At 49.0% G+C, this 21095-nt stretch carries 20 protein-coding genes and 2 pseudogenes; 5 read left to right on the top strand and 17 right to left on the bottom strand.

The window, feature by feature from the left end; all coding sequences use genetic code 11:
- Positions 1–246: 246 nt before the first annotated feature.
- From DYC63_RS00125 to DYC63_RS00115, 3 genes and pseudogenes are all read left to right on the top strand, one after another.
- The gene (locus tag DYC63_RS00125) at positions 247–1413 is read left to right on the top strand and encodes an IS256 family transposase (protein ID WP_115217369.1); all 1167 of its coding nucleotides are present in this window, start codon (positions 247–249) and stop codon (positions 1411–1413) included.
- A 50-nt stretch (positions 1414–1463) separates the two neighbouring features.
- A pseudogene (locus DYC63_RS00120) lies at positions 1464–1703 on the top strand (oxidoreductase); the annotation flags it as partial.
- Positions 1704–1935: 232 nt separating this feature from the next.
- Positions 1936–3015, top strand: a complete 1080-nt coding sequence (locus DYC63_RS00115; protein WP_115217368.1) for a DNA cytosine methyltransferase — start codon at positions 1936–1938, stop codon at positions 3013–3015.
- A 112-nt stretch (positions 3016–3127) separates the two neighbouring features.
- On the opposite strand, the gene topA is transcribed toward DYC63_RS00115, so the two are convergent.
- From topA to DYC63_RS00085, 6 genes are all read right to left on the bottom strand, one after another.
- Entirely contained in the window at positions 3128–5365 is a 2238-nt protein-coding gene (gene topA / locus DYC63_RS00110; protein ID WP_115217367.1) for a type I DNA topoisomerase, read from the bottom strand.
- A 17-nt stretch (positions 5366–5382) separates the two neighbouring features.
- A complete protein-coding gene (locus DYC63_RS00105; RefSeq protein ID WP_115217366.1) occupies positions 5383–6621 on the bottom strand; it encodes a TraU family protein in 1239 nt (412 codons plus the stop codon).
- A 23-nt stretch (positions 6622–6644) separates the two neighbouring features.
- Positions 6645–7160, bottom strand: a complete 516-nt coding sequence (locus DYC63_RS00100) for a single-stranded DNA-binding protein (protein ID WP_218564496.1) — start codon at positions 7158–7160, stop codon at positions 6645–6647.
- A 119-nt stretch (positions 7161–7279) separates the two neighbouring features.
- Positions 7280–7825: a hypothetical protein gene (locus DYC63_RS00095; RefSeq protein WP_115217364.1), complete on the bottom strand. Its 546-nt coding sequence runs from the start codon at positions 7823–7825 to the stop codon at positions 7280–7282.
- A 217-nt stretch (positions 7826–8042) separates the two neighbouring features.
- Positions 8043–8642, bottom strand: coding sequence for a hypothetical protein (locus DYC63_RS00090; protein ID WP_115217363.1), 600 nt, complete (start codon positions 8640–8642; stop codon positions 8043–8045).
- Between the two features lie 10 nt (positions 8643–8652).
- A complete protein-coding gene (locus DYC63_RS00085; RefSeq protein ID WP_115217362.1) occupies positions 8653–9786 on the bottom strand; it encodes an AcaB family transcriptional regulator in 1134 nt (377 codons plus the stop codon).
- An 11-nt stretch (positions 9787–9797) separates the two neighbouring features.
- Between DYC63_RS00085 and DYC63_RS12320 the strand changes: the two genes are divergently transcribed.
- Positions 9798–10952 (top strand): hypothetical protein, encoded by a 1155-nt coding sequence (locus DYC63_RS12320; protein WP_172459338.1) that lies wholly within the window; start codon positions 9798–9800, stop codon positions 10950–10952.
- Positions 10953–10999: 47 nt separating this feature from the next.
- On the opposite strand, the gene DYC63_RS00075 is transcribed toward DYC63_RS12320, so the two are convergent.
- The 4 genes from DYC63_RS00075 to DYC63_RS00060 are packed head-to-tail and all read right to left on the bottom strand — an operon-like array spanning position 11000 to position 15999.
- Complete coding sequence (locus DYC63_RS00075; RefSeq protein WP_115217360.1) at positions 11000–12724, bottom strand: hypothetical protein; 1725 nt, start codon at positions 12722–12724, stop codon at positions 11000–11002.
- Complete coding sequence (locus DYC63_RS00070) at positions 12721–13314, bottom strand: STY4526/YPO1902 family pathogenicity island replication protein (protein ID WP_172459337.1); 594 nt, start codon at positions 13312–13314, stop codon at positions 12721–12723. Before DYC63_RS00070 ends, DYC63_RS00075 begins: the two co-directional genes overlap by 4 nt.
- A complete protein-coding gene (locus DYC63_RS00065; protein ID WP_115217358.1) occupies positions 13301–15121 on the bottom strand; it encodes a hypothetical protein in 1821 nt (606 codons plus the stop codon). Before DYC63_RS00065 ends, DYC63_RS00070 begins: the two co-directional genes overlap by 14 nt.
- Positions 15118–15999, bottom strand: coding sequence for a ParA family protein (locus DYC63_RS00060; protein ID WP_172459336.1), 882 nt, complete (start codon positions 15997–15999; stop codon positions 15118–15120). Before DYC63_RS00060 ends, DYC63_RS00065 begins: the two co-directional genes overlap by 4 nt.
- Positions 16000–16081: 82 nt before the next feature.
- Here DYC63_RS00060 and DYC63_RS00055 point away from each other — a divergent pair, with 82 nt between their 5' ends.
- Positions 16082–17146 (top strand): hypothetical protein, encoded by a 1065-nt coding sequence (locus tag DYC63_RS00055; protein WP_115217356.1) that lies wholly within the window; start codon positions 16082–16084, stop codon positions 17144–17146.
- Between the two features lie 483 nt (positions 17147–17629).
- On the opposite strand, the gene rlmB is transcribed toward DYC63_RS00055, so the two are convergent.
- The 7 genes and pseudogenes from rlmB to DYC63_RS13265 form a co-directional block, all read right to left on the bottom strand.
- On the bottom strand, positions 17630–18361 hold the full coding sequence (rlmB, locus tag DYC63_RS00050) for a 23S rRNA (guanosine(2251)-2'-O)-methyltransferase RlmB (protein ID WP_115217355.1): 732 nt from the start codon (positions 18359–18361) through the stop codon (positions 17630–17632).
- Complete coding sequence (locus tag DYC63_RS13050) at positions 18358–18789, bottom strand: S1 RNA-binding domain-containing protein (protein ID WP_245887950.1); 432 nt, start codon at positions 18787–18789, stop codon at positions 18358–18360. Before DYC63_RS13050 ends, rlmB begins: the two co-directional genes overlap by 4 nt.
- Positions 18790–18978: 189 nt before the next feature.
- Positions 18979–19632: pseudogene (locus DYC63_RS13045) on the bottom strand (RNB domain-containing ribonuclease); the annotation flags it as partial.
- Between the two features lie 77 nt (positions 19633–19709).
- Positions 19710–19967, bottom strand: coding sequence for an RNB domain-containing ribonuclease (locus DYC63_RS13270; RefSeq protein ID WP_281267750.1), 258 nt, complete (start codon positions 19965–19967; stop codon positions 19710–19712).
- A 26-nt stretch (positions 19968–19993) separates the two neighbouring features.
- A complete protein-coding gene (locus DYC63_RS13040) occupies positions 19994–20101 on the bottom strand; it encodes a hypothetical protein (protein WP_245887946.1) in 108 nt (35 codons plus the stop codon).
- Between the two features lie 50 nt (positions 20102–20151).
- A complete protein-coding gene (locus tag DYC63_RS13035) occupies positions 20152–20331 on the bottom strand; it encodes a hypothetical protein (protein WP_245887953.1) in 180 nt (59 codons plus the stop codon).
- Positions 20332–20799: 468 nt separating this feature from the next.
- Positions 20800–21095, bottom strand: a 296-nt coding sequence (locus DYC63_RS13265; protein ID WP_172459335.1) for a polysaccharide biosynthesis protein, incomplete at its 5' end; no start/stop codon positions are given.

Here is a 21095-nt window from a genome sequence, read left to right as displayed (position 1 = left end):
GCGTTATGTCAGCCGGTAGTGCCTTAATCAGGAAGGCCGGCATATATCGGGCATATGCCCATTCACCCCCGGGGGAAACTGCCCCCCGGGACAGTTCCCTCTTAATTTTTTGGAGGAACTTATGAAACCGTTTATCGACAACGATACCGCCCCATAAAGTGTGTCTGATGAGAGGCAAAAGAAAAGGTCTCTCAAATTTTTGTAAGAATGTTTTAGCAAACGCAATCCAAAAAAGAGAGAGACCCTATGAACAGTTTACAACTAAGCCCAAAGCAGCTACAAGAAATTTGTCATGATTTTACCAACAAGCCCAATGGCATCAATACGTTGCTATCGATTATGTTGAACAGCTTGATGAAAGCCGAGCGCAAGGACTTTTTAGTCTCAAATCATTGCCATGGTAATAAAGCTAATGGCTACCGAAGTCTACGCGGACTGGGTATTGGTGAGCAGATTGAGTTAGCGATTCCTAGAGATCGTTTAGGACAATTTAAGCCTCTTCTGCTAGAGGTCATGCGTGAGCAGCAGGATATGCTGAATGAGCTGTGTTTTGAGTTATATGCCAACGGCTTAACTACCCGTCAGATCGAAGGCATTACTGAAAACATCTATGGTAAAAAGCTTTCCAAAAGCGCGGTATCACGCATCACCGAAAGCCTGTATGAGGACATGAAAGCCTTTCGAGAACGACCGCTAGAGCCCCATTATCCCATCATCTATTTGGATGCCACCTACGTCAAAACCAAACGCGAGACCGTCTCTAGCGAAGCGTACTATGTTGTGCTTGGCGTGAAGCTGGACAAAACCCGCGAGGTGCTCGGTATCTACAACGCCCCCACAGAATCTGCCGGCACTTGGGACAGCATCTGCCAAGACCTGAAAGAAAGAGGGATACAGCGCATTGAGTTAGCTATCATCGATGACTTGAAAGGGCTGGATCAGAGGATTGAAAAACACTTTGCCTGCCGCATACAAAAGTGCGTACTGCACCTGAAAAGACGCCTACTCAGTCAAAGCAAAACCAGCCATAGAGCGGAGCTGGCACAAGATTTAAAAGACGTCTTCTGTGTGGGCAAACATGACAGTTTATCGGCATCTGCTGAACGTGCTAAAGCCTGTTATCAGAAATGGAAGAAATACTACCCGCAAGCTCTTGCCATATTGGCTGATAAGGATAAGCTAAGCTACTATTTAACCTATCTGCATTATGAAAACGAGGTACAAAATATGATTTACACCACGAATCAAATTGAGCGGTTGAACAAATCCTTTAAACGCACTTTAAAGATACGCAACAGCATGCCCAATGTAGATTCTGTGTTAACGCTGATGAGTAAAACTGCTATTGATATGGGTGAAACAACTTACCGTTACCCATTGAGCCGTTTTGCAGATTCATTACTTTTTAGCTAAACTGCCTATGCTGACTTTCTTGCAAAAAGACACACTTTTTGGGACGGTATCTGGCACTGGCTCGCAAAGTCAAACACGCCACAGGCAAACCTGTGATTGCTGTGGGCATGCTAGATGACCCTGCTGTAGCTGACCATGTGCTTGGCGTGGGCGATGCCGACCTTGTGGCGATAGGTCGTGGGCTGCTTCGAGACCCATATTGGGTGCTAAATGCCCAGTATCAGCAAAACCGCTCAGATGGCAAAGAGGTGCAGTTTGTGCCCAGACAATATGAGCGTGGGTTTGCTTAAAAAGCTGTTTGAAAACATTTGAATAAAAAATTACACCTTGATAAAAAGTTATATAAGTATTTGTTTTTTAGTTGTAATTTTGTTTTAGTTTGTTGTCAGAAACAAAATTCAAACACCATTCATCATCTGAAAATAAATTTTCTGTTTCTATGTTTCGTTCTGCATTATTGCTATAATACAGAGCGTTCTTAATACGAAAAATTATCCTAAATTATCCGTTACGAATATAAATATGAAAAATAACACATTAAAAACGGTTGATTTAAAAGCAGTTGATTTTTTCTGCGGCGGCGGCGGAATGAGTTACGGCTTACAACAAGCCGGTATCCGAATCCTTGCAGGAATCGACTATGAAATCAATTGTAAAGAAACTTACGAAACGAATATCGAGAATGCGAAGTTTATTCATGCAAATGTTTTTGAATTAGGCGAAAAAGAATTGGAAAGTAAACTTAAGCTTTCCCAAAGCGACGATGACTTGATTTTAGTCGGTTGCAGCCCATGCCAATATTGGAGCGTGATTCGAACCAGTAAAGAGAAATCTGAAAAATCCAAAAGTCTCTTATCTGAGTTTCAACGTTTCGTCGAATATTTTGTTCCCGGTTATGTCGTCGTAGAAAACGTGCCGGGAATTTTTAGCCGTCAAAAAGAAAGCGGGTTGGACGTTTTCGTCGATAAATTGGAATCTTTGGGTTATACCGTTCATTTCGGCATACATAATACGCAACATTACAACGTTCCGCAAAGCCGCAAGCGTTTCACTTTAATCGCTAACCGAGTAAGCGAAGATAAGCTGGAGCCCTTGGAATCCCAAGATAAAATCTTAACCGTCAGAGACGTATTGGGCGAAAACAACGACTTTCCGAAAATTACGGCGGGACATCAGGACGATACCGATTATATGCATAGTTGCGCGGGGCTTTCCGAAATCAATTTGCAACGGTTGAAGCTGATACCGAAAGACGGCGGTGATCGTTTTGCCTTCGCCGATCATCCTGATTTGCAACTGAAATGTTTCGTTGGTAAAGATGATTGTTTCAGAGACACTTTCGGTCGATTATGGTGGGATAAGCCTTCACCGACCATTACGACCAAGTTTTTTAGCGTTTCCAATGGGCGTTTCGTCCATCCGGAAGAAGATCGTGCCTTATCGCTACGAGAAGGGGCAACATTGCAATCGTTCCCGAAAACTTATATTTTTAAGGCAAGTAGTCGAGATAAAATTGCTCGCTTAATCGGTAATGCCGTACCACCTAAATATGCCGAACAAATTGGGAAAGCGATTATTAATAACAGCTTAGAAAAACAATAAAACGGAGATTAAAATGTCTGATTCAGAATTGAAGCAGATCGGCTTCCAGGCGGATACGGATACTTTTGGCTTGTGCGGTCTTTTTCATTTGCATCTCCGTTGTGGATGGTTTTCAGGCAAACTGCGGTTTGCCGTTTTTGTCCTGCTCGGTATGCTTGCAGTCAGGATAATTGCTGCATCCCCAAAACACGCCTTTGCTTCCACGTCGCTGCCTGAGCTGCCCGCCGCAGGCACCGCAGGTATAGGTTTGCTCTACTCCGCCGGATTCCGCTTGGCTTTGCACCTTTCCTTCTGCTTTTTTCTCTCCCCATACGCCCGGCAGCCCATTATTGTCCGGTGCAGTATAGCTGCATTGAGGATAGCAGTTGCAACCCCACCAATAACTACCTTTTTTACGACCCGGACGACGTTGCAAAAAACCGCTATCGCATGAAGGACAAGGATAATCGCTGCTTTGCGGCGCAGCGGCCTTTTTCTCTCCGGGTTTTCCCTTATTGTCAGGTAAGGTTGTCAGACAGGGTTCAGATTCGCGTTTGTAGTTGCTACATCCCCAAAAATAGCCGTTTTTGCCTTTGATGCGGCGCAGACGGCCATCCCCGCAGTTCGGGCAGGGATGGGTTTCTTCATCGGCACCGGCGAAGGCAGAGATGCTGTTGTCGCCGGCAAAGGTGGCCAATTGTCCGTCCAGTTCGCCGTCGTAGTGGCCGACCACGGTTTTGTAATCCGCCTTTCCTTCAGCAATGCGGTCGAGTTGGTCTTCCATTTCTTTGGTGTAGGCAACTTCTAGGAAGTGAAACCGTCCGCGCAATCCGCCGACAATAGCTTCGCCCAATGGCGTCGGCTCAAAAAAGCGTTTGACCATCTGCACATACTCGCGCTTTTGCAGGATGGTGATGATGGCGGCATAAGTCGAGGGCCGGCCGATGCCTTCGCGCTCTAGCGCCTTGACCAGTCCGGGTTCCGAGTAGCGCGCCGGCGGTTTGGTTTCCTGCTCCAGAACCTTGGCCTGCTCAGGCACATGCGTTGTGCCGGGCGACAGTACCGGCAGCGGATTGTTCTCTTCCTCATCTCCTTCATCGGTAAAATCGCCTTGAGCGGCCTTCAACCAGCCGTCAAAGATCAAGCGTTTGCCGGAGGCACTAAACAGCGCCGTCTGATGATTAAGCTCTGCCAGCGGATTGAGGGTTTGCAACTGTGCGCTGCGCACAATATAGCGTGCCAGGCGCATCTGGGAGGCCACCGCACGTCTCCAAATCATTTTGTAGAGGGCATCATGGGCAGTATTGCCGGTATGCGGTGCGAAACAATCAATATCGGTCGGACGGATCGCTTCATGCGCTTCCTGGGCATCACCTTTGGCTTTCCAGGTATTGGCTTTCTCAGGGATATAGTCATCCATGCCTTTGCTGCGCAAATAATCCCAAATCGCCGCTATGCCGTCTTCTGAGAGATTGGGGCTGTCAGTACGGTGGTAAGTAATCAATCCGGCCTCAAACAAAGCCTGAGCAGCTTTCATGGTGGCATCCACGCTCATCTTGAGTTTATTGGAGGCTGCCTGCTGCAAGGTTGAGGTGGTAAAAGGTGGAGGTGCTTTGCGTGCCTGCTCTTTTTCACCGTAATCTTTAACTACAATGCCGTTCGCCGCGACAGCACAGACGGCTTCGGCAATCGATCGGTCAGTAATGTAGGGCTGCTCCTCGCTGACCAGGGGCGAGCTATCCCAGCGGGCATGCCAATCGCAGAGTTCGCTGTGAGCGGAGGCAAAATCCAGCCGCACCCCATAATGCAGGGTTTTTGTGAAGCGGCGGATCGCTTCTTCACGCTCAACAATCAGTCGCAATGCCACCGATTGTACCCGTCCGGCTGAGAGTCCGCGCCGGCCCAATTTGTTGCCCAATGCCGGGGAGACTTTGTAGCCGTAGAGGCGGTCCAATACCCGCCGTCCCTGCTGGGCCAGGAACAGGCGCTTGTCCACGCTGCGCGGTGCGGCCAATGCCTTGCGGATGGCCGACTGGGTGATCTCGTTGAAGGTGACGCGCTTGCAGGGCTTGCCTTTGCCGATCACCTGCTCCAGATGCCAGGCAATCGCCTCACCTTCGCGGTCGGGGTCGGTGGCCAAATAAATCTCGGACGCGCCTGCTGCCAAGGATTTGAGTCTGGCTATAGTCTTGCCGCTGCGATCGCCGGTCACGTATTTCGGCCAATAATCCGGACCTTCGACTCCGATCTCATCGACGGGCATATCGCGGATATGCCCGGAAGAAGCTGCTACCGTCCAGCCCTCGCCAAGATAGGATTGAATCTTGGCACATTTGTTGGGAGATTCAACGATGAGCAATTTCCTATTCATGCCGATTCTCCTTGTGTTTAATCGGAAATCGAAGGTGTAACGCGGATAGGTCCTAGCGGAACAAAGGCCACCACTTTACCGGCGCGATAAAGATCACAGCGATGGTTAGTCCACATGGTCCAGGCATAACGGTCGCGCTCCTCTTCTTCAATACCGGTATGCGCAATATTTAGGCGGCACTCCGAGCTTGTCGGATGTACCTTAGACCAGGCAAAACGCGCCATTTTATAGCGAGGCTCACGATACAGGCGTCCGACGCCGCCTTCGGCTAAAATATCGGCTGCCCGTACTGCTGCCACGGCAGCCACTTTGGCGCTTTCCTGCTGATTAACTGCGCCTTCGCGAGGATATAGGTATCCCCAAATCTCGCCCTCAGTACCGATAGTACCGGCCAAGGGGTTTAAGACCTCCATCGTCCGGTCGGGATCCGTGACGGGATAACCCATCCGCCAGGCATAGGCATCGATACCGGACAAGTAAAAAGGTTGAAAAGCCTGTTGATTGACCGGGCAAAAAGGTGAATGACCAACTCTGCCGTTTAATGAGGCGGCTAATTTATCAATTTCTCTTATCAACCGTTTAATCTGCTTAATTACAGGCGATTTGGCCAGGGACTTCATCACTTGATTATACGAAAATGCCCCGTTCAACTCTGCTGTCCACTGTTCTTTGCCTTCGACAAAATCCTCCAAATATTGTTCGGATTTGCCTTCAGCCAACTGCTGAGCCGATGTTTGAATTTCTCTCGGGATACTCAATCCGTCCCAGGTGAAAGCATCAATTACCATAGCGGATGGATTGCCGATAACCGACGCTTCGGTAAATTGTACAGACTGATGCTGTCCCCATGCCTCATGCCGGTAACGGCCGCCGCCGATTTCAGCATCAAGACCGATCATACTGCCGCCAAGTTTAGCGAATCCAACATTAGAGACCGACTTTAGAGCTGTGCCGAAAACGCGGTTGTAATCGCTGTAGGGAATATCATTAAGTTCAGCATGAGTAATAGCGAGCATATCCGGCGAGTTATGAGACACATTAGGCGTCCAAAACCAGTAATACCCCCATCCGTAGTAGATCACCCGCAATGTCAAACCATGAAAGGTATATTCCAAGCAGTCAGTCAACTGCTGAAGATTCGTTTGACCCAAGTCCAAGGAGGAAAAATCTGCCCGGGCCGGCTGTATAAAAGCTAAAGCTATAGCCGTTGCCATCACGGTTTTCTTTCCGACTGCTTTCATCTTTGCGATTCGCATAATATACCTCCTTAGAAAATCTCCTAGAAAGGGAGATCGTCATCTCTATCGTCAAAATCCTGCGACGGAAATTCTGATCTGTTCTGAGCCCCTGCCTGTCCTGCCCCATCGGAAGATTTTCCTTTGCCTATATTGGGTCGCGGCGTGGGTGCGCTGCTAAACTCTTTGGATTGATAAGTCACACTTTCAAGACCGATAAAATCGAGAGAAACTTCATCGGCCACCACCTTGAAACCGCTCTGCAACTCGCCGGTTTCTTTGCTTTCCCACTGCTCGGCACGCAAATCGCCGCTAACCACTACAGCCGCGCCTTTCTTTAAGATTTCGGCCGCTTTCTCCGCCTTGCGACTGAACCAAACGACTTGCATCCAAAATCCGCCGTTATCAACATATTCGTCCCTTCCGTCCGCAAGTTTTTTTCCTGATCGCACCATATGGTCCTGGCGCAAGCTGAAAGAAATCCACGGCTTTCCCTCTCTGGTCTCACCGTAGGTAGGTTCTCCGCCGAGACGGCCTTTCAATGTGATTTTTGCACCCATCATAATCTCCTTACTTTCGGGTTAGGCGGCACTTTTGCCGCAAATCTGCGACTCAAGAGCCGCTACATCTCCTATCAGCCTTAAGCCGATCTTGCCGCCGCTGTTGCCGGCAGCTGAAATCATTGTTTCTGTCCTTCTGCCTCTGGCGATTCAGCCGGTATGAATGGATTGACCTGCCAGGCAATGCCACGTTCGATTACCACCGGATAATAGACAATACCCATCTGCTCCAGAAATGCTGCAATCAAACCGGGCGGATTAGCCGGCTCGGGACCAATGATCAATCCGCCTTGCGGCAGCGGCTGCTCCATCCCGGACAAAGGAGCTCTAAAATCGCTCTCTAGCTGCTCCAGGGAAGATAAATCCTTATCAACTGGTCTATCACTCGAGATAAGGGCAAACTCCTGCCATAATGGCAGCATAGATCGCATATCGGCATTCAAGACGATTACCGGTATCTGTGCCTGCTCTAAATACTCTCGATTAAGCCGCAGCCATTCCAAGGACGTCTGAGAAGTATCGATCACTGCCAGACTGCCAAGCTGAGCATCCGGTACGGCTTGAATCGATTGCTGGGTAAAACTGCCCGGCTGCAAAGCCCATGCTGCAATGTGAAACAAAACTGAAAAACTTAATAAAATCCGTGAAACATTATTTTTATTCATAATTTCAAATCCTAATCTTTACTGCTTGACCTGCTGCATCCCGGGTCATAGACCACCGACCCGATTGCAAAATGGGCTTTCGTTAACCGCCCTATTTCTGCCGAAAATGAATGCAGAGATGGTAAAACGGCAGTATTCTTCTGTCTCGATTTACGGGATATTTTTTCAATGATTGCCATCCGATAAATTTCGATACACATTGCATGTTCCCAAATACTCATGAATGCAAAATCTGCGTTTCGAGCTCCATGTCCCCCACCAAACGCTCGGCATTGCGCAGCGCGAGACGACACTCCAAAATGCGATTATTGATTTCGATCCGCTGATGCTCTACTGCGAATACCTGACTTACCCTCTCCTTTCCCAGAGCTTTTAATTCAAGCAAAAAATCCCTGACCATCGGATGTTGCGGATGCGAGGGTGATTCCATCACCTCAAAGAATGATTGCGCCAAAAACACTTCCTTCTTTTGGCGTCTGCGAATACCCTTATGAAAAAATCCCCAGCGCCAGCGTAAAGCCGTTGACTCTCCGTTAGCGCGTCGACTGATCCAATAGTTGAGGGATAGCATAGCTTCCCCGTCACGGTAGCGAATATGGCCGAAATCGTCTTTGAGCAATACCGCCGTCTTGCGATACTGCTCCAGAGATTTTTCCAAATCCTCAATTTGCGCATACAGCACCCCCCTTACCCTTACCTTTAAAGGAAGCGAATTTTTTGAAACACGGGGGCTGTGTAAGGATTCCCCCGCAGATGAAACACGGGGGGTGGCTAAGGAAAGCGCCGCATCAATTGATCCGTTTTTACTGTCTCTCATGGACTATTTCCTATACCATCGTCGGTTTTCGCGTACCGTCCAGCACGTCTTCCGGTAGATACCCCATACGATGCTCCGCAGCTAAAGCTTGCGCCGTCTGCTGCAAAACAGCATCTTTACCCACAAAATACCATAGCCCCGGCATACCGAAGACATTGCGTAACAATCTTCCGATACGACTCTCAATATCGCGATATTCCTTATAGCTCATGAAACCCATCATGTAATAAGGCTTAACCTTACGAATCAGATTATCGTAAGCCGTCAACATATCGGCAAATTGATAACCGTATGGCACCCTGAAGGTCAACTTAATATTGGAAGGAATTCGAGCCGTCAAAGGCGCCACCTGCAAAGTACTGAGACTGGCCAAACGCGCATCGACTTCCTGATTCACCTGGTGCAACTGCTCCCGATATTTCGCTATTTCTTCCTCAATCCTAATCAAATACCAGGCAGCATAGGGGCATCCGGCTACATAACCTTGTACCACCGAGCGCAAATTTCGGCTTGCCTCAAATAAACCCGCGATATGCGCACGCACCTTCGTGCGGCTTTTTTGCCCATCATCTTCACCAAATTCCCCGGGATTAAGGCTGCCATCCTCTGCCGGTATCTCCTGAACCGAACGCGAACGCCCGATCAGAAAAGCGAAACTCTCTCGAGTGTGGTAGTCGATAGAAGCGGTAAAAGTGGCAAACGAGGGTCGGTTGCTCAACTGGCGCACAGGTACAGCCTCATTTACCGCAGCCTTAGCCTGACGCAATGATTCCTGCCTACGCTTCTCTGCCAAAACCTCCTCACGCCACTCGGCAGCATCTGCCTCAGATTCTGCTGACTCGTCAATCTCACGTTCCTCTGCCGGACTTAATGACACTGTTCGCATTGCAGCTTCTTCTGCTGCAATCAACTCGGATGCCTTCTGTGCATCTTTTCCGCGACGGCTGCTAACTGCACCGGAAACAGCATCTGCTCTATCTTCATCAGCTGATGCATTCCCATCACCTGCGCCAGGCAGATGATCTGCCAACACCTGCACCATGCCGGGCACTTTTTTTCCACCTGCACCGGACTGGGATTTACTATCAACTGCACCAGCTCCATCGGCCGGCAACACCGCTTCTGTCTTATCTTGCTCTGTCATAATTCCTCCGCATGTCTGCTGATAAAAATTCCTGTGTCGAACTGACCCAGGATGAAATAAACCGTTTCTCTGTGACCCGGGTTCGCACGCATTTTCGTGATACCGGGGGTATCACCTTTGACGCCGTCATCGCCAAGCATTTGCGTGATACCGGGGGTATCACCTTTGACGCCGTCATCGCCAAGCATTTGCGTGATACCGGGGGTATCACCTTTGACGCCGTCATCGCCAAGCATTTGCGTGATACCGGGGGTATCACCTTTGACGCCGTCATCGCCAAGCATTTTCGTGATACCGGGGGTATCACCTTTGACGCCGTCATCGCCGAGCATTTGCGTGATACCGGGGGTATCACCTTTGACGCCGTCATCGCCGAGCATTTGCGTGATACCGGGGGTATCACCTTTGACGCCGTCATCGCCAAGCATTTTCGTGATACCGGGGGTATCACCTTTGACGCCGTCATCGCCAAGCATTTGCGTGATACCGGGGGTATCACCTTTGACGCCGTCATCGCCAAGCATTTGCGTGATACCGGGGGTATCACCTTTGACGCCGTCATCGCCAAGCATTTCGTGATACTTCACTTTGACGCCGTCATCGCCAAGCATTTTCGTGATACCGGGGGTATCACCTTTGACGCCGTCATCGCCAAGCATTTGCGTGATACCGGGGGTATCACCTTTGACGCCGTCATCGCCAAGCATTTGCGTGATACCGGGGGTATCACCTTTGACGCCGTCATCGCCAAGCATTTTCGTGATACCGGGGGTATCACCTTTGACGCCGTCATCGCCAAGCATTTGCGTGATACCGGGGGTATCACCTTTGACGCCGTCATCGCCAAGCATTTGCGTGATACCGGGGGTATCACCTTTGACGCCGTCATCGCCAAGCATTTTCGTGATACCGGGGGTATCACCTTTGACGCCGTCATCGCCAAGCATTTTCGTGATACCGGGGGTATCACCTTTGACGCCGTCATCGCCAAGCATTTGCGTGATACCGGGGGTATCACCTTTGACGCCGTCATCGCCAAGCATTTGCGTGATACCGGGGGTATCACCTTTGACGCCGTCATCGCCAAGCATTTTCGTGATACCGGGGGTATCACCTTTGACGCCGTCATCGCCAAGCATTTTCGTGATACCGGGGGTATCACCTAAGAAACTGGTGCAAACCTTATCAACATCTCTGGTGAAATACATCGTCATCACTCCTGCCCTCTGTCTATCACCCTCAGTTTGCCGGCGACAAGCAAGTGCATGCAGTCTCGGATGAGGTTGATGCCGACGGTATTAAGACCATCGCGCTTATCGGCACTTTCGGGAATGGGTTCGCCGCGAGCGGCAGCACCGTTTTGTAGGGCTTCCCAAGCGGCAACGCTCCAAATTGTGCCGTCTTCGATGCAGTAGCGGGTGCCGGAGATACCTTCAAGCCAGGTGCCATCAGGCAATATTCCCGTTTGCTCGGTCGGTTTATTTTTTTCGCCGGTCAAACGTCGCCAATGGAGCAGTTGCCCCTCTTGCCAAATGAGCTCGCCTTGAGCGGCTCGCCACAGCAAGCCATCGATGAAGGCCAGTGGGGATTTCACATCACGATCCAAGAGTGAGACCAGGATGACGGCGGCATCATCGGGATCTGCACGGTAACGGAAAGGTTGATCACGAAAGCGGTACTCTCCCAGCTTGATACGATTGAACAGGGCATGGGTACCCTTACGTCCAAATTTTTCTTCCAAGGCTGGTATTAGGCGGCTGAATGGAGCTTCGTGCAGCCAGGCAAAGGGAGATTCGGAAGTTGGCGGAGATGGATTACCGTCTGTTCCTTCCAGGCCTTCCCTTCCCCCATACCCCCTACCCTGTATGGATGGATGTGTATTAATAAAATCTTTGATTTTATTAATTCCTATTTGCGTGGGCGCGCCCGCGCGTAATGGATCCGCCTGCGCGTCACGCGCGCGTTTATATATATCCCCTGTTTCAAGCAGGGAATCATCCCGTTGTTGAATAAATTCAACAGCGGGGCTTTCAGCTTGTTGAATAAAATCAACAGCGGGACTTTCAGCTTGTTGAATAAATTCAACAGCGGAACTTTCGGCTTGTTGAATAAATTCAACAGCGGGACTTTCCGCTTGTTGAGTAAATTCAACAGCGGGTCTTTCCGCTTGTTGAATAAATTCAACAGCGGGTCTTTCGGCTTGTTGAATAAATTCAACAGCGGGGCTTTCAGCTTGTTGAATAAAATCAACAGCGGGACTTTCAGCTTGTTGAATAAATTCAACAGCGGCAGCAGTGTTTTCAATATCCGGCTGTTGAATAAATTCAACAGCCGGAACTATATTGTCTATATGAGGTAGAGAGACAATACTGCTGTCTTTAATACCAAGCTGCTTGACGATACGTTGACAATACTGGCTCAATCGCGGGGCATTTTTCTCGCGTATAGCTTCTTTTTGGATAAAGTCTTTATATTCGCTGTCGATAAGCAGGACCTCTTCAAGGTCTATGGGGTGTTCGTGGATGGCGTAACTGTAGCGGGTGGGGATGTTGTTTTGACGAAGGGCTTCTACTTGGGTGATCCATCGAGTGGCACGGAGCATTTTGTTGTAAACAATGATCATATAGCGGGTTTTACCGAGACGTTCGGCTAACTCGTTCTGATCAGGCATAATATTGACGCTGTTGCTGCCTTCCTGACACATGAGGCGCAAAGCGCACCAATAAATGCGATCCGAATCATTAAGGTTGGGATCGAAGAGTAATTCCGCCGGAGTAATCACGACGGATCGGCCGGTAAAGCCTATCAATCCACGATTACGCTCGCTGTTAATACCGCTTGCATCAGGTTCGCGCTGTTGTGCCAACTGTTGCAGGTCTTGAGTACGTTGTCCGGTAATGCTTGACAGAGCACCGAAGTGGAAACCAAGAGATGTCATTTTCTGTGCTCCGTTTTCCCAAACAGCTCTTTAGTGTGCTGCTCGTTATCTCGCCAAAAATGCTGATAAATACGGTTAATATCGATAGCACTTTGTTCAGCTAGGTAAACCAGACAACGCAGCTGATCGATTTTAGAATCAAGACTGTTGTCCTGTCCGTAACGACTATGCAAGGCACTTAAGCGATAGTAGTCATCGCTCTTAATTTTGCTCGGCCGTCTGCGCGGTGCTTCCGACAATCCCAATTTATGACGTTGACGGTTAAACTGATTATGCGAAATGCCGGCAAAATCCTGCATAATTTCGCGACTGGCACCAAGTCTGATGGCATCATTGATGAGTTTGTGGCGTGCACGTCCCTGCAACACGCGTTGAATACCTTGATTGAGCAGGTTATCGTTAATATGCAGTTGCAGGATGGGCGTAGCCGTAACTTGTACCATCTCGCCGTTATTGAGCTCTTTGAGCAATTCAAAAGTTTGATCGCTGACGCCAAAATCCCGATAGACCGGCTTACCGCGCATCGACGTAGACAGCAGGTCAATCAGCAGGCTGACCGATAATTGGGCATTGATGTCATGTGCGTTCATGACCTCCCGCCCTTCCGTCTTGTGACGGATGCTTATAGAGATAGTATTCACTTGCGTAGCAAATGCCGAGATGGTACTGAATCCGCTGATCGGCATAGATTAAACGGGCAGCTTGCTCATCCGGAATGGCGGTATAGACAAATAGTCTGCCGCTTAAACAGAGCATTGAATACTTGTCCCATAGTGAACCGAACTCATCCCAGATCCGGATCATCTGCTGTTCAAGGAGCGGCATCGGTGGTTCCATAGCGCTGTAGGGGTAAATATAGCTGAAGTAGAAGCGTTGCAGATAAACGGCATACAGCAAGGCATACTGGACTGCCGCTTCGTCTTCTAATAAGGCTTTACGCAGCCGCTGGTAGGTTTCGTCTGTGGTCAGATTGACAAAGAGATAGGGCGCTGTTCGGGTAACCGGCACTTCAGGATAGCCTTCACCATAAATAAGCAGTTCGCGCAGCGCAGGATCTGTAATCAAAGGAGGATATAGCTCGTTGAGCACCGCCGTACTGTGTTTGATCAATTCAGCATAATATCTTTCCGGCGGCAGCCGATTATCGGGCAATTCATACGGCGGATGCCGCTGCATCCAATAATCGTTGACGTATTTTGCCTTACGCGCTTCTTCGACCAAATCATTAAAGTTTTTGCCGACGGTTTTAGAAGGCGAGAGTTGTGATTTAGCAATTTGTTCAGCTGCTGCAGATTCTTGCGTTTCGAACTGAATAAACTCATCTTTATCTATGCCGCTAGGTTCATCTGTGTCAGATAATTCCATCTCCCCATCTCCTTTTGGTTTAGGAGTGCGGGGTTTGCGCGGATTAGGAAAGACGGTTTCCGGAACGGTTGAAGTTTCACGCAATTGACGGTATAGCTCTTCGGTCGGTACCGGTTCCGGTATGGCGCCATATTCGTCGATTTGAGACAGGGCAAAGTTGATACGCATCGAAGTCATGTCCGGATCATGCACACGCAGTTCTTCGGCCAAGGCGTATTCGTAATCCTCAAAAAAGTCCGGGACATCAAGCGGGTTAATATCGCTATCGCGTTCAGCTAAAGTGGCAAAATAGAGCTCACGGGCACGGCTTTGCGGATAGCTACAACCTTCTTTCTCATTCAGATGTGCAATGTATGATTCCACCAGAGATAGCTGCTTGCGCAATTGCTGGACTTTTGCCTTTCCCATACCTGCATCAAGCGATAAGGGTAATACGGATTCAAGTTCATTAAATGCGAAAGCAAACTCGGTCATCGAAGGTTGATTGATACTGGTCCAACCCAAATTGTGGATGTATTTAACCAATTCCCGGTTAGAAACCTCCTCCACTTGGTGCTGGGCGAGATAGATTTCGCGGATTTGGAAAATGGCGCGTGCCTTATCGATAAAGGTCATCGGTGAGCGCTCTTCATTTTCTGCCATTTGTTTGACCAGACTGTCGAGATCGTCAGTCCAGGGCACATAGCGGCAATCTTGGTAACGCAGCGCCTCGGCTTTGTCATCCTCACCCTCTGAACGATACTCCTCATAGAGTTCTTTTAAAATACTCAGACGGGTATTACCACCATTGTAGAGGCTGTAGCGATCATTGCCGGGTATTCGTGTGATGGTTAATACGGTCTGCAAACCGATATTTTTAATTGATGCCTTAGTCGATTCGTAATTCTCACCTACCGTCTTACGGGGGTTGACATGCGATGTGTCGATCTCGTGAATATCGACAGTTATCATACGCGGCATATCACGCGCTTCATCTGATGTTTGTTCGCCACCCCAGGCATTGTTTTTGCGAAAATTATCCATGATGCTCATAACTTCACCTCCTGTTCCAAGTCAGGAAATAATTCGTGACAGAGATCGGCGATTACTTTATTGATGTGATGAGTAACATTCGGATCCTGATAATCGTGAGCAAAGATGCGTTCCTTAAATGCACTCTCGAAGAATTTACGCTTAACCGGAACTACTGTCCGCATTGCCTGAACATCCGTGCCGCGCATCTTGATTTCTTCAGCAATCAAGCTGTGTATGTTCTCTAGCTCACCCTGCGAGCTAGCCAGATTGTAGTCATGTTCGTTGACGATAAAACGTAGCGGGGCATGAAAATCAGCCTGACCGATATTGGCATAAGCTTTGAGTGCAAAGCGATAGACGTCTATGGTACGCAGGATTTCAGACGTAAACAGATTTTTGGTCTTTGTAACCGACAGCACTAGATCCGGGTAGGAAAACAGTACGGCATGTTGCACAGAATTACCGTTGTGGTCACGTCCGTCGGTACCCTCGGTATCGAGAAAAATATAATCGTATTGCTGGCGCAGGGGCTTAAGAAGGTGCCCGAGCTTGAATACTGCGCCGGGATTATTGCGCAGAAAATTTGGTATTCCGAGTTTGTCGGGGTCATCATTAATGATGACATCAATGTTGTCATGATTGGCAGTATTGCGAATGACGCCTTCAGTAGCAGCATCACCTGTTAACCAACGTCCGAAACCGTCAACAACAAATACTCCCGGTTCAAGTTTATAGTCGAAAAAGCGTCCCAAAGATTGTTGCGAATCGGCATCAATGAGTAGGATTTTTTTGCCGCGCGAAGCTAAATATCCTGCGATATGGATAACAAGACTGGTCTTTCCGACACTCCCTTTGGTAGATACCACAGGGATGATTTTTCCGTTTTTTCCGTTCATAATTGATTGCTCCATATGTCTATTTAGAGCATCATATGTACTTGTTTCAGGAGAACTAGCTGCATTATTTCGCTAATTTCTGATGAAAAACATTCATGAAAATGCGCCCTGCATCCTGCAAACCCGCTGGGCAATGAGCTATCTGGCAGGACCGCTCGGCGCCGAACATATCCGCCGACTCAGCCAAAGCACCGACGGCGCCGACAATACTTCAAAAGACAAACATCTTCATTCGGCGCATCAGCATCCCGCCCTGCTGCCCAATGGCATTGCCACCTATTATGCGCCCGGTGGCAAAAACGGCGCGCCGGCGCATTATTTTCCGACCCTGCTTGCCGCCGCTACCTTGTTCTATCAAGACGCCAAAGCCGATATCCGCACTGAAAATAAAATCTTACTCAATGTCGCCCTAGAGGAAAATGGCGATATCGATTGGACGCAAGCCGCTCCTCTGGCGCTTAATCTCGAGCAATTGCAAAGCAGCCCGACACAGCCGGCGCATTTCCACCCTGCACCGCCGAGCCTAGGCGACAACAAATGCTGGACGGCATGGGAACGCAGCCTCAAAACCGCTTTGCGCCAATTCAAGAGCCTAGAGATTTTCTATGCGCCGGACTTTAAAATTTACAGCGAAGCAGGCGAAAGCGAACAGACCTTCCGCAACCGTCTCAGCACCGCCGCGCACGAACAACGCGACCAAGCCGTGCAGAAACTGCGCCAAAGCTATAACAGCAAGCAAATGCGATTAGCGCGCCGGCAAATCAGCGCCGAACAAGCCCTTGAAAGAGAAAACGCGCAAGCCTCAAATAGCCTGCTCAGCACAGGCATTGCCATCGGCGGCGCCTTGCTGGGCGCATTCACAGGGCGCAAGGTGCTGTCGCAAAGCAATATTAACCGCGCCGCCGGCGCCATACGCAAAGCCGGCAATATCGGCAAAGAACGCCAAGATCTTGCCGCGGCAAAAGAAAAAGCTGCTTTGATTGAGCAGGAAATTGCCGCCGTAGAGCAGGAATTGGCGCAAGCCCTTGCCGATATCGAATACCACTATCGCGTGGAAAATCTCAATATTGAACGCAAAAACATTCATGCCAAAGCCGCCGATATTCGGATTGATTTCTTAGCGCTTTTATACCAACCTTTGGTTTAAACACAGTCAATTCATGACAAATACGAACATTATATTTTTAACCTTAGCTTAGGCGTTTATGCCAGAAAGCACTCGCATGACAAATTGTGATGGATATAAATATCTAAGCTACTAATTTATAGGGAAGTAGGTCGGATTCTTGAATCCGAAAAATTGATATTTCAAGCAATGTCGGATACAAGTAGCCGATCTAACCATCAAAAAGTGATTGATTTTGCTATGTTTCAACACACAGAGCGACACATAAAGCGTCGCTCTACGTGTTGCCCTGAATTGGAAGAGGTTACACCTCTCCCACAAGACTTATCCTCCCTAAAGGGAGGGGTTTCACCAGTAAGGAAATTTTGATGAATTTACTATAGTACCTTAACTTCAAAATGAGACTTAGAGATACACATTTTGTCAGGAGAAGCGCTTAGAATAATCTCATTTTGAAGTTAAGAGACTATATAATTTGTCATGCTTGTGTGAGTTCAAATACGCTTAGGCGCCCGACAAACGCTGCCTTCTCGCTTCAAACAGCATCACGCCGCAGGCAACCGATACATTCAGACTTTCCATGCCCTCCGCCATCGGAATGGCGGCGAGATAATCGCAGCACTCCCGCAATCCGAAGCGGATGCCCTCGCCTTCATTGCCGACAATCATCACCAGTCCGCCGCGCAAATCAAGACTGTAGAGGGAAACGCTTTCTTCGCCGGCGCCGCCGACAACCCACAGCCCTTTTTCCTTCATCGCCTCGACTTCGCGCTTGAGATTGGCAACGCGGGAAATCGGCAGCACTTCCGATGCACCGCAGGAAACTTTATGCACGACCGGCGTAATATCCGCCGAACGACTGTTGGGCAGCAATACGGCATCCACGCCCGCTGCCAAAGCGCTGCGCAGACAAGCGCCGAGATTATGCGGATCTTGAATACCGTCCAAGACCAATATCAGCGGCTGCTCAATGCCGGCGATTGCTGCCTGCCAATTCGCCGCCTGCTCCGCCACAAGGCATTCCGCGGCAATGCCTTGATGGCGCACGTCGGGCAGACGCATATCAATGCCGTAAAGCGGCACGCGTTCAATCGCAATACCCTGCGCCAGCATATCTTCCAGCAATAAAGCCAAATTCTTGCTTTTTTTGCCTTCGACGATTTCCGCCCGCAGAATGCGTTTATCCGTCAAGGCTTGGCGGACGGCATGTATGCCGCCAATCCATTGTGTTTTCATTTGATTTTCCTTTTTTTCTTCGTCGCTTTTTTCTCGACGGCAGGTTTTTTAGTTTCTACGCGCTGATGCTTGCTGCTTTTGACTTTCTTTTTCGCACGCTTCTCCGCTTTGGTCGCCTCATGATTGGGCGCGGAAGCGGCGGTTTTATGGCGTTTGCCGGCATGATTGAGCAAAGCGAAATCGATTTTGCGGTCGTCGATATCGACTTTTGCCACGCGCACCCGCACTTGGTCAAGCATGCGGAATACATGTCCGCTGCGCTCGCCCGTCAGCGAAACCGTGTCCGCATCATAATGGTAATAGTCGTTAGTCAGGCTGGAGACATGCACAAGCCCGTCAATGAAATAATCGTCCAAAGTAATGAATAAACCGAAGCTGGTAATATTGGAAATCTGGCCGCCGAATTCTTCGCCGATGCGATGGCTCATAAATTCGCATTTCAGGAAATCCATCGCCTCACGCGTAGCATCGTCGGCACGGCGTTCGGTCATGGAAGTATGTATCGCCAGTTCCGTCATTTGCTCGCCGTTGTAGGCATAATTTTCCGCTGTGCCGCCGCGCAAAATATGGCGAATGGCGCGATGGACGAGCAAATCGGGATAGCGGCGGATAGGAGAGGTAAAATGGGCGTAGTTTTCCAAAGCCAAGCCGAAATGTCCGCGGTTTTTAGGCGAATATACCGCCTGCTCCATCGTGCGCAACAGCATTTTCTCAATCAAGGCATAATCGGGCCGCCCTTGCGCCAAAGCCAAAACTTGCGCCAATTGCTGCGGACTGACGCTGTCGCCGATGCGGATTTTGCCGCCCAGACCAATCCGCGACAGATATTGCTTGAGCTTGCCTAAGCGGTCAATCCCCGGCGTGTCATGCACGCGATAAAGCGCGGGAATCTTATGTTTGCTTAAAAATTTTGCCGCCGCAATATTCGCCACAATCATACATTCTTCAATCAATTTATGCGCTTCCAAACGTTCGCGTGCCTTAATGCTTTCGATTTTGCCTTCGCTGTCGTATTCAAACTCCGCTTCCGCAAACTCGAAATTAATCGTATGCCGCGCTTCGCGCGCCGCTTTTAAAATCTCATACACCGCCGCCAGCGTGTCCAAGGGGCGCAGCAATTGGGCAAAACTTTCGCGCAATAAAGCATCGCGGTCAAAAATGATTTTCTGCGCGTTTCATAAGTCAGGCGCGCATGCCGAATGCATCACCGCCTCATGAAATTTGCTCCGCTTAATGCTGCCGTCGGGCGCCAGCGTGATTTGGCAGACCATACATAATCTGTCCACATGCGGATTAAGCGAACACAATCCATTGGGATATTTTTCCCGGCAACATCGGAATCACACGGTCAGGGAAATAGACGGAAGTGCCGGCGCAAATGCGCCTCTTCGTCCAAAGGACGCCCCAGCTTCACATAATGCGACACATCGGCAATCGCCACATACAGGCAATAATTCGCGCCGCGCTTCTCTGCAAACACCGCATCGTCAAAATCGCGCGCACTAATGCCGTCAATAGTAACAAAAGGCAAATGGCGCAAATCCCACCTATTTTCATAATCTTGCGCACGCAAAGCCTCCGGCACAGCCGCCGTTTCCTGCTGCACCGCCTTCAGGAAACTCCCGCGGAATATTATGATTTTCCAAGGCGATTTCCACTTCCATGCCGGCAGCGCGCTCTTCGCCCAAAAACGTGCAAAATTTTCGCCATCGCCTGGCTGTGGCGCGTGGGATATTCCACAATTTCAGCCACCACGATTTCGCCGTTTTTCGCTCCCGTTGCGCTTATCGTCAGGAATGAAAAACTGCCGATTTAAAACGGCGGTTCTCAGGCAAAACAAACCACAAACCCTGCAAATGGCTTAATTTGCCCACAATCCGCGCCTGACCGCGCTCCAAAATCTCCACAGGCGCATAATCCTTGCGCCCCTGCCGATCGATATCGCTGACACGTGCTAGGATTTTTGTCATCATGCATCAACTCATTCATATACTTAGGCGGAATAAAGCCATCAGGCTCATCGCCTTCAAAATGCAGAAAACCCATAACCTTCAGGATGCGCCAATCACACGCCCCGCCACCAAATCCATCTTGCGCGACAAACCGATTTGTCCCTGCCGATTCGACATCAACTGCCCCGCACGAATCATGGCTTTTAAAACGATGGCCGAATAATTCCGCCCGCGCCTCATCAAGCTGGAAAATATTGATAATCTCGGCGAAACTTAATAAACGCCCCTCTTTTTCCAAGCACTGCATAATGAACTCGCGACTCGGCAAAGGATTCTCACCGTATTTTCAATTTCACCGCTGATAATACGGATTCCTGCCGTTGCCAATGATGCAAGGATTGAATTTTTTTTCTTTGCCATCTCTAGTTCTCCAAATATTATGAGAAAAAATATTAGAACAGCATCTCAACTTGAAATGAAAATATTTTATGCCGAATAATTGCGCACATCTTGACTACGCTTATAACCGTCAACATAATATTCTAACTGTTCCAATACCCATTCTAAATCATTTTCCGATTCTTCTAATACTGCCATGCGTTCAATCACAGTAACAATTTCATCATAAGGAAAAAGCTTCTCTCTTGCTAAAAAAATAGAATCATGTAGGGTTTTTTGGGCATTTTCTTTATCAATGAGTAATTCCTCATATAATTTTTCGCCTGCACGCAATCCTGAATATTGGATTTCAATATCGCCTTCTTGATTAGCTTGCTCTTTAA

The sequence above is a fragment of the Suttonella indologenes genome (assembly GCF_900460215.1).
GTDB lineage: Bacteria > Pseudomonadota > Gammaproteobacteria > Cardiobacteriales > Cardiobacteriaceae > Suttonella > Suttonella indologenes.
Note: the sequence above shows the minus strand (reverse complement) of the source record. Positions and strands in the feature narration are given on the sequence as shown.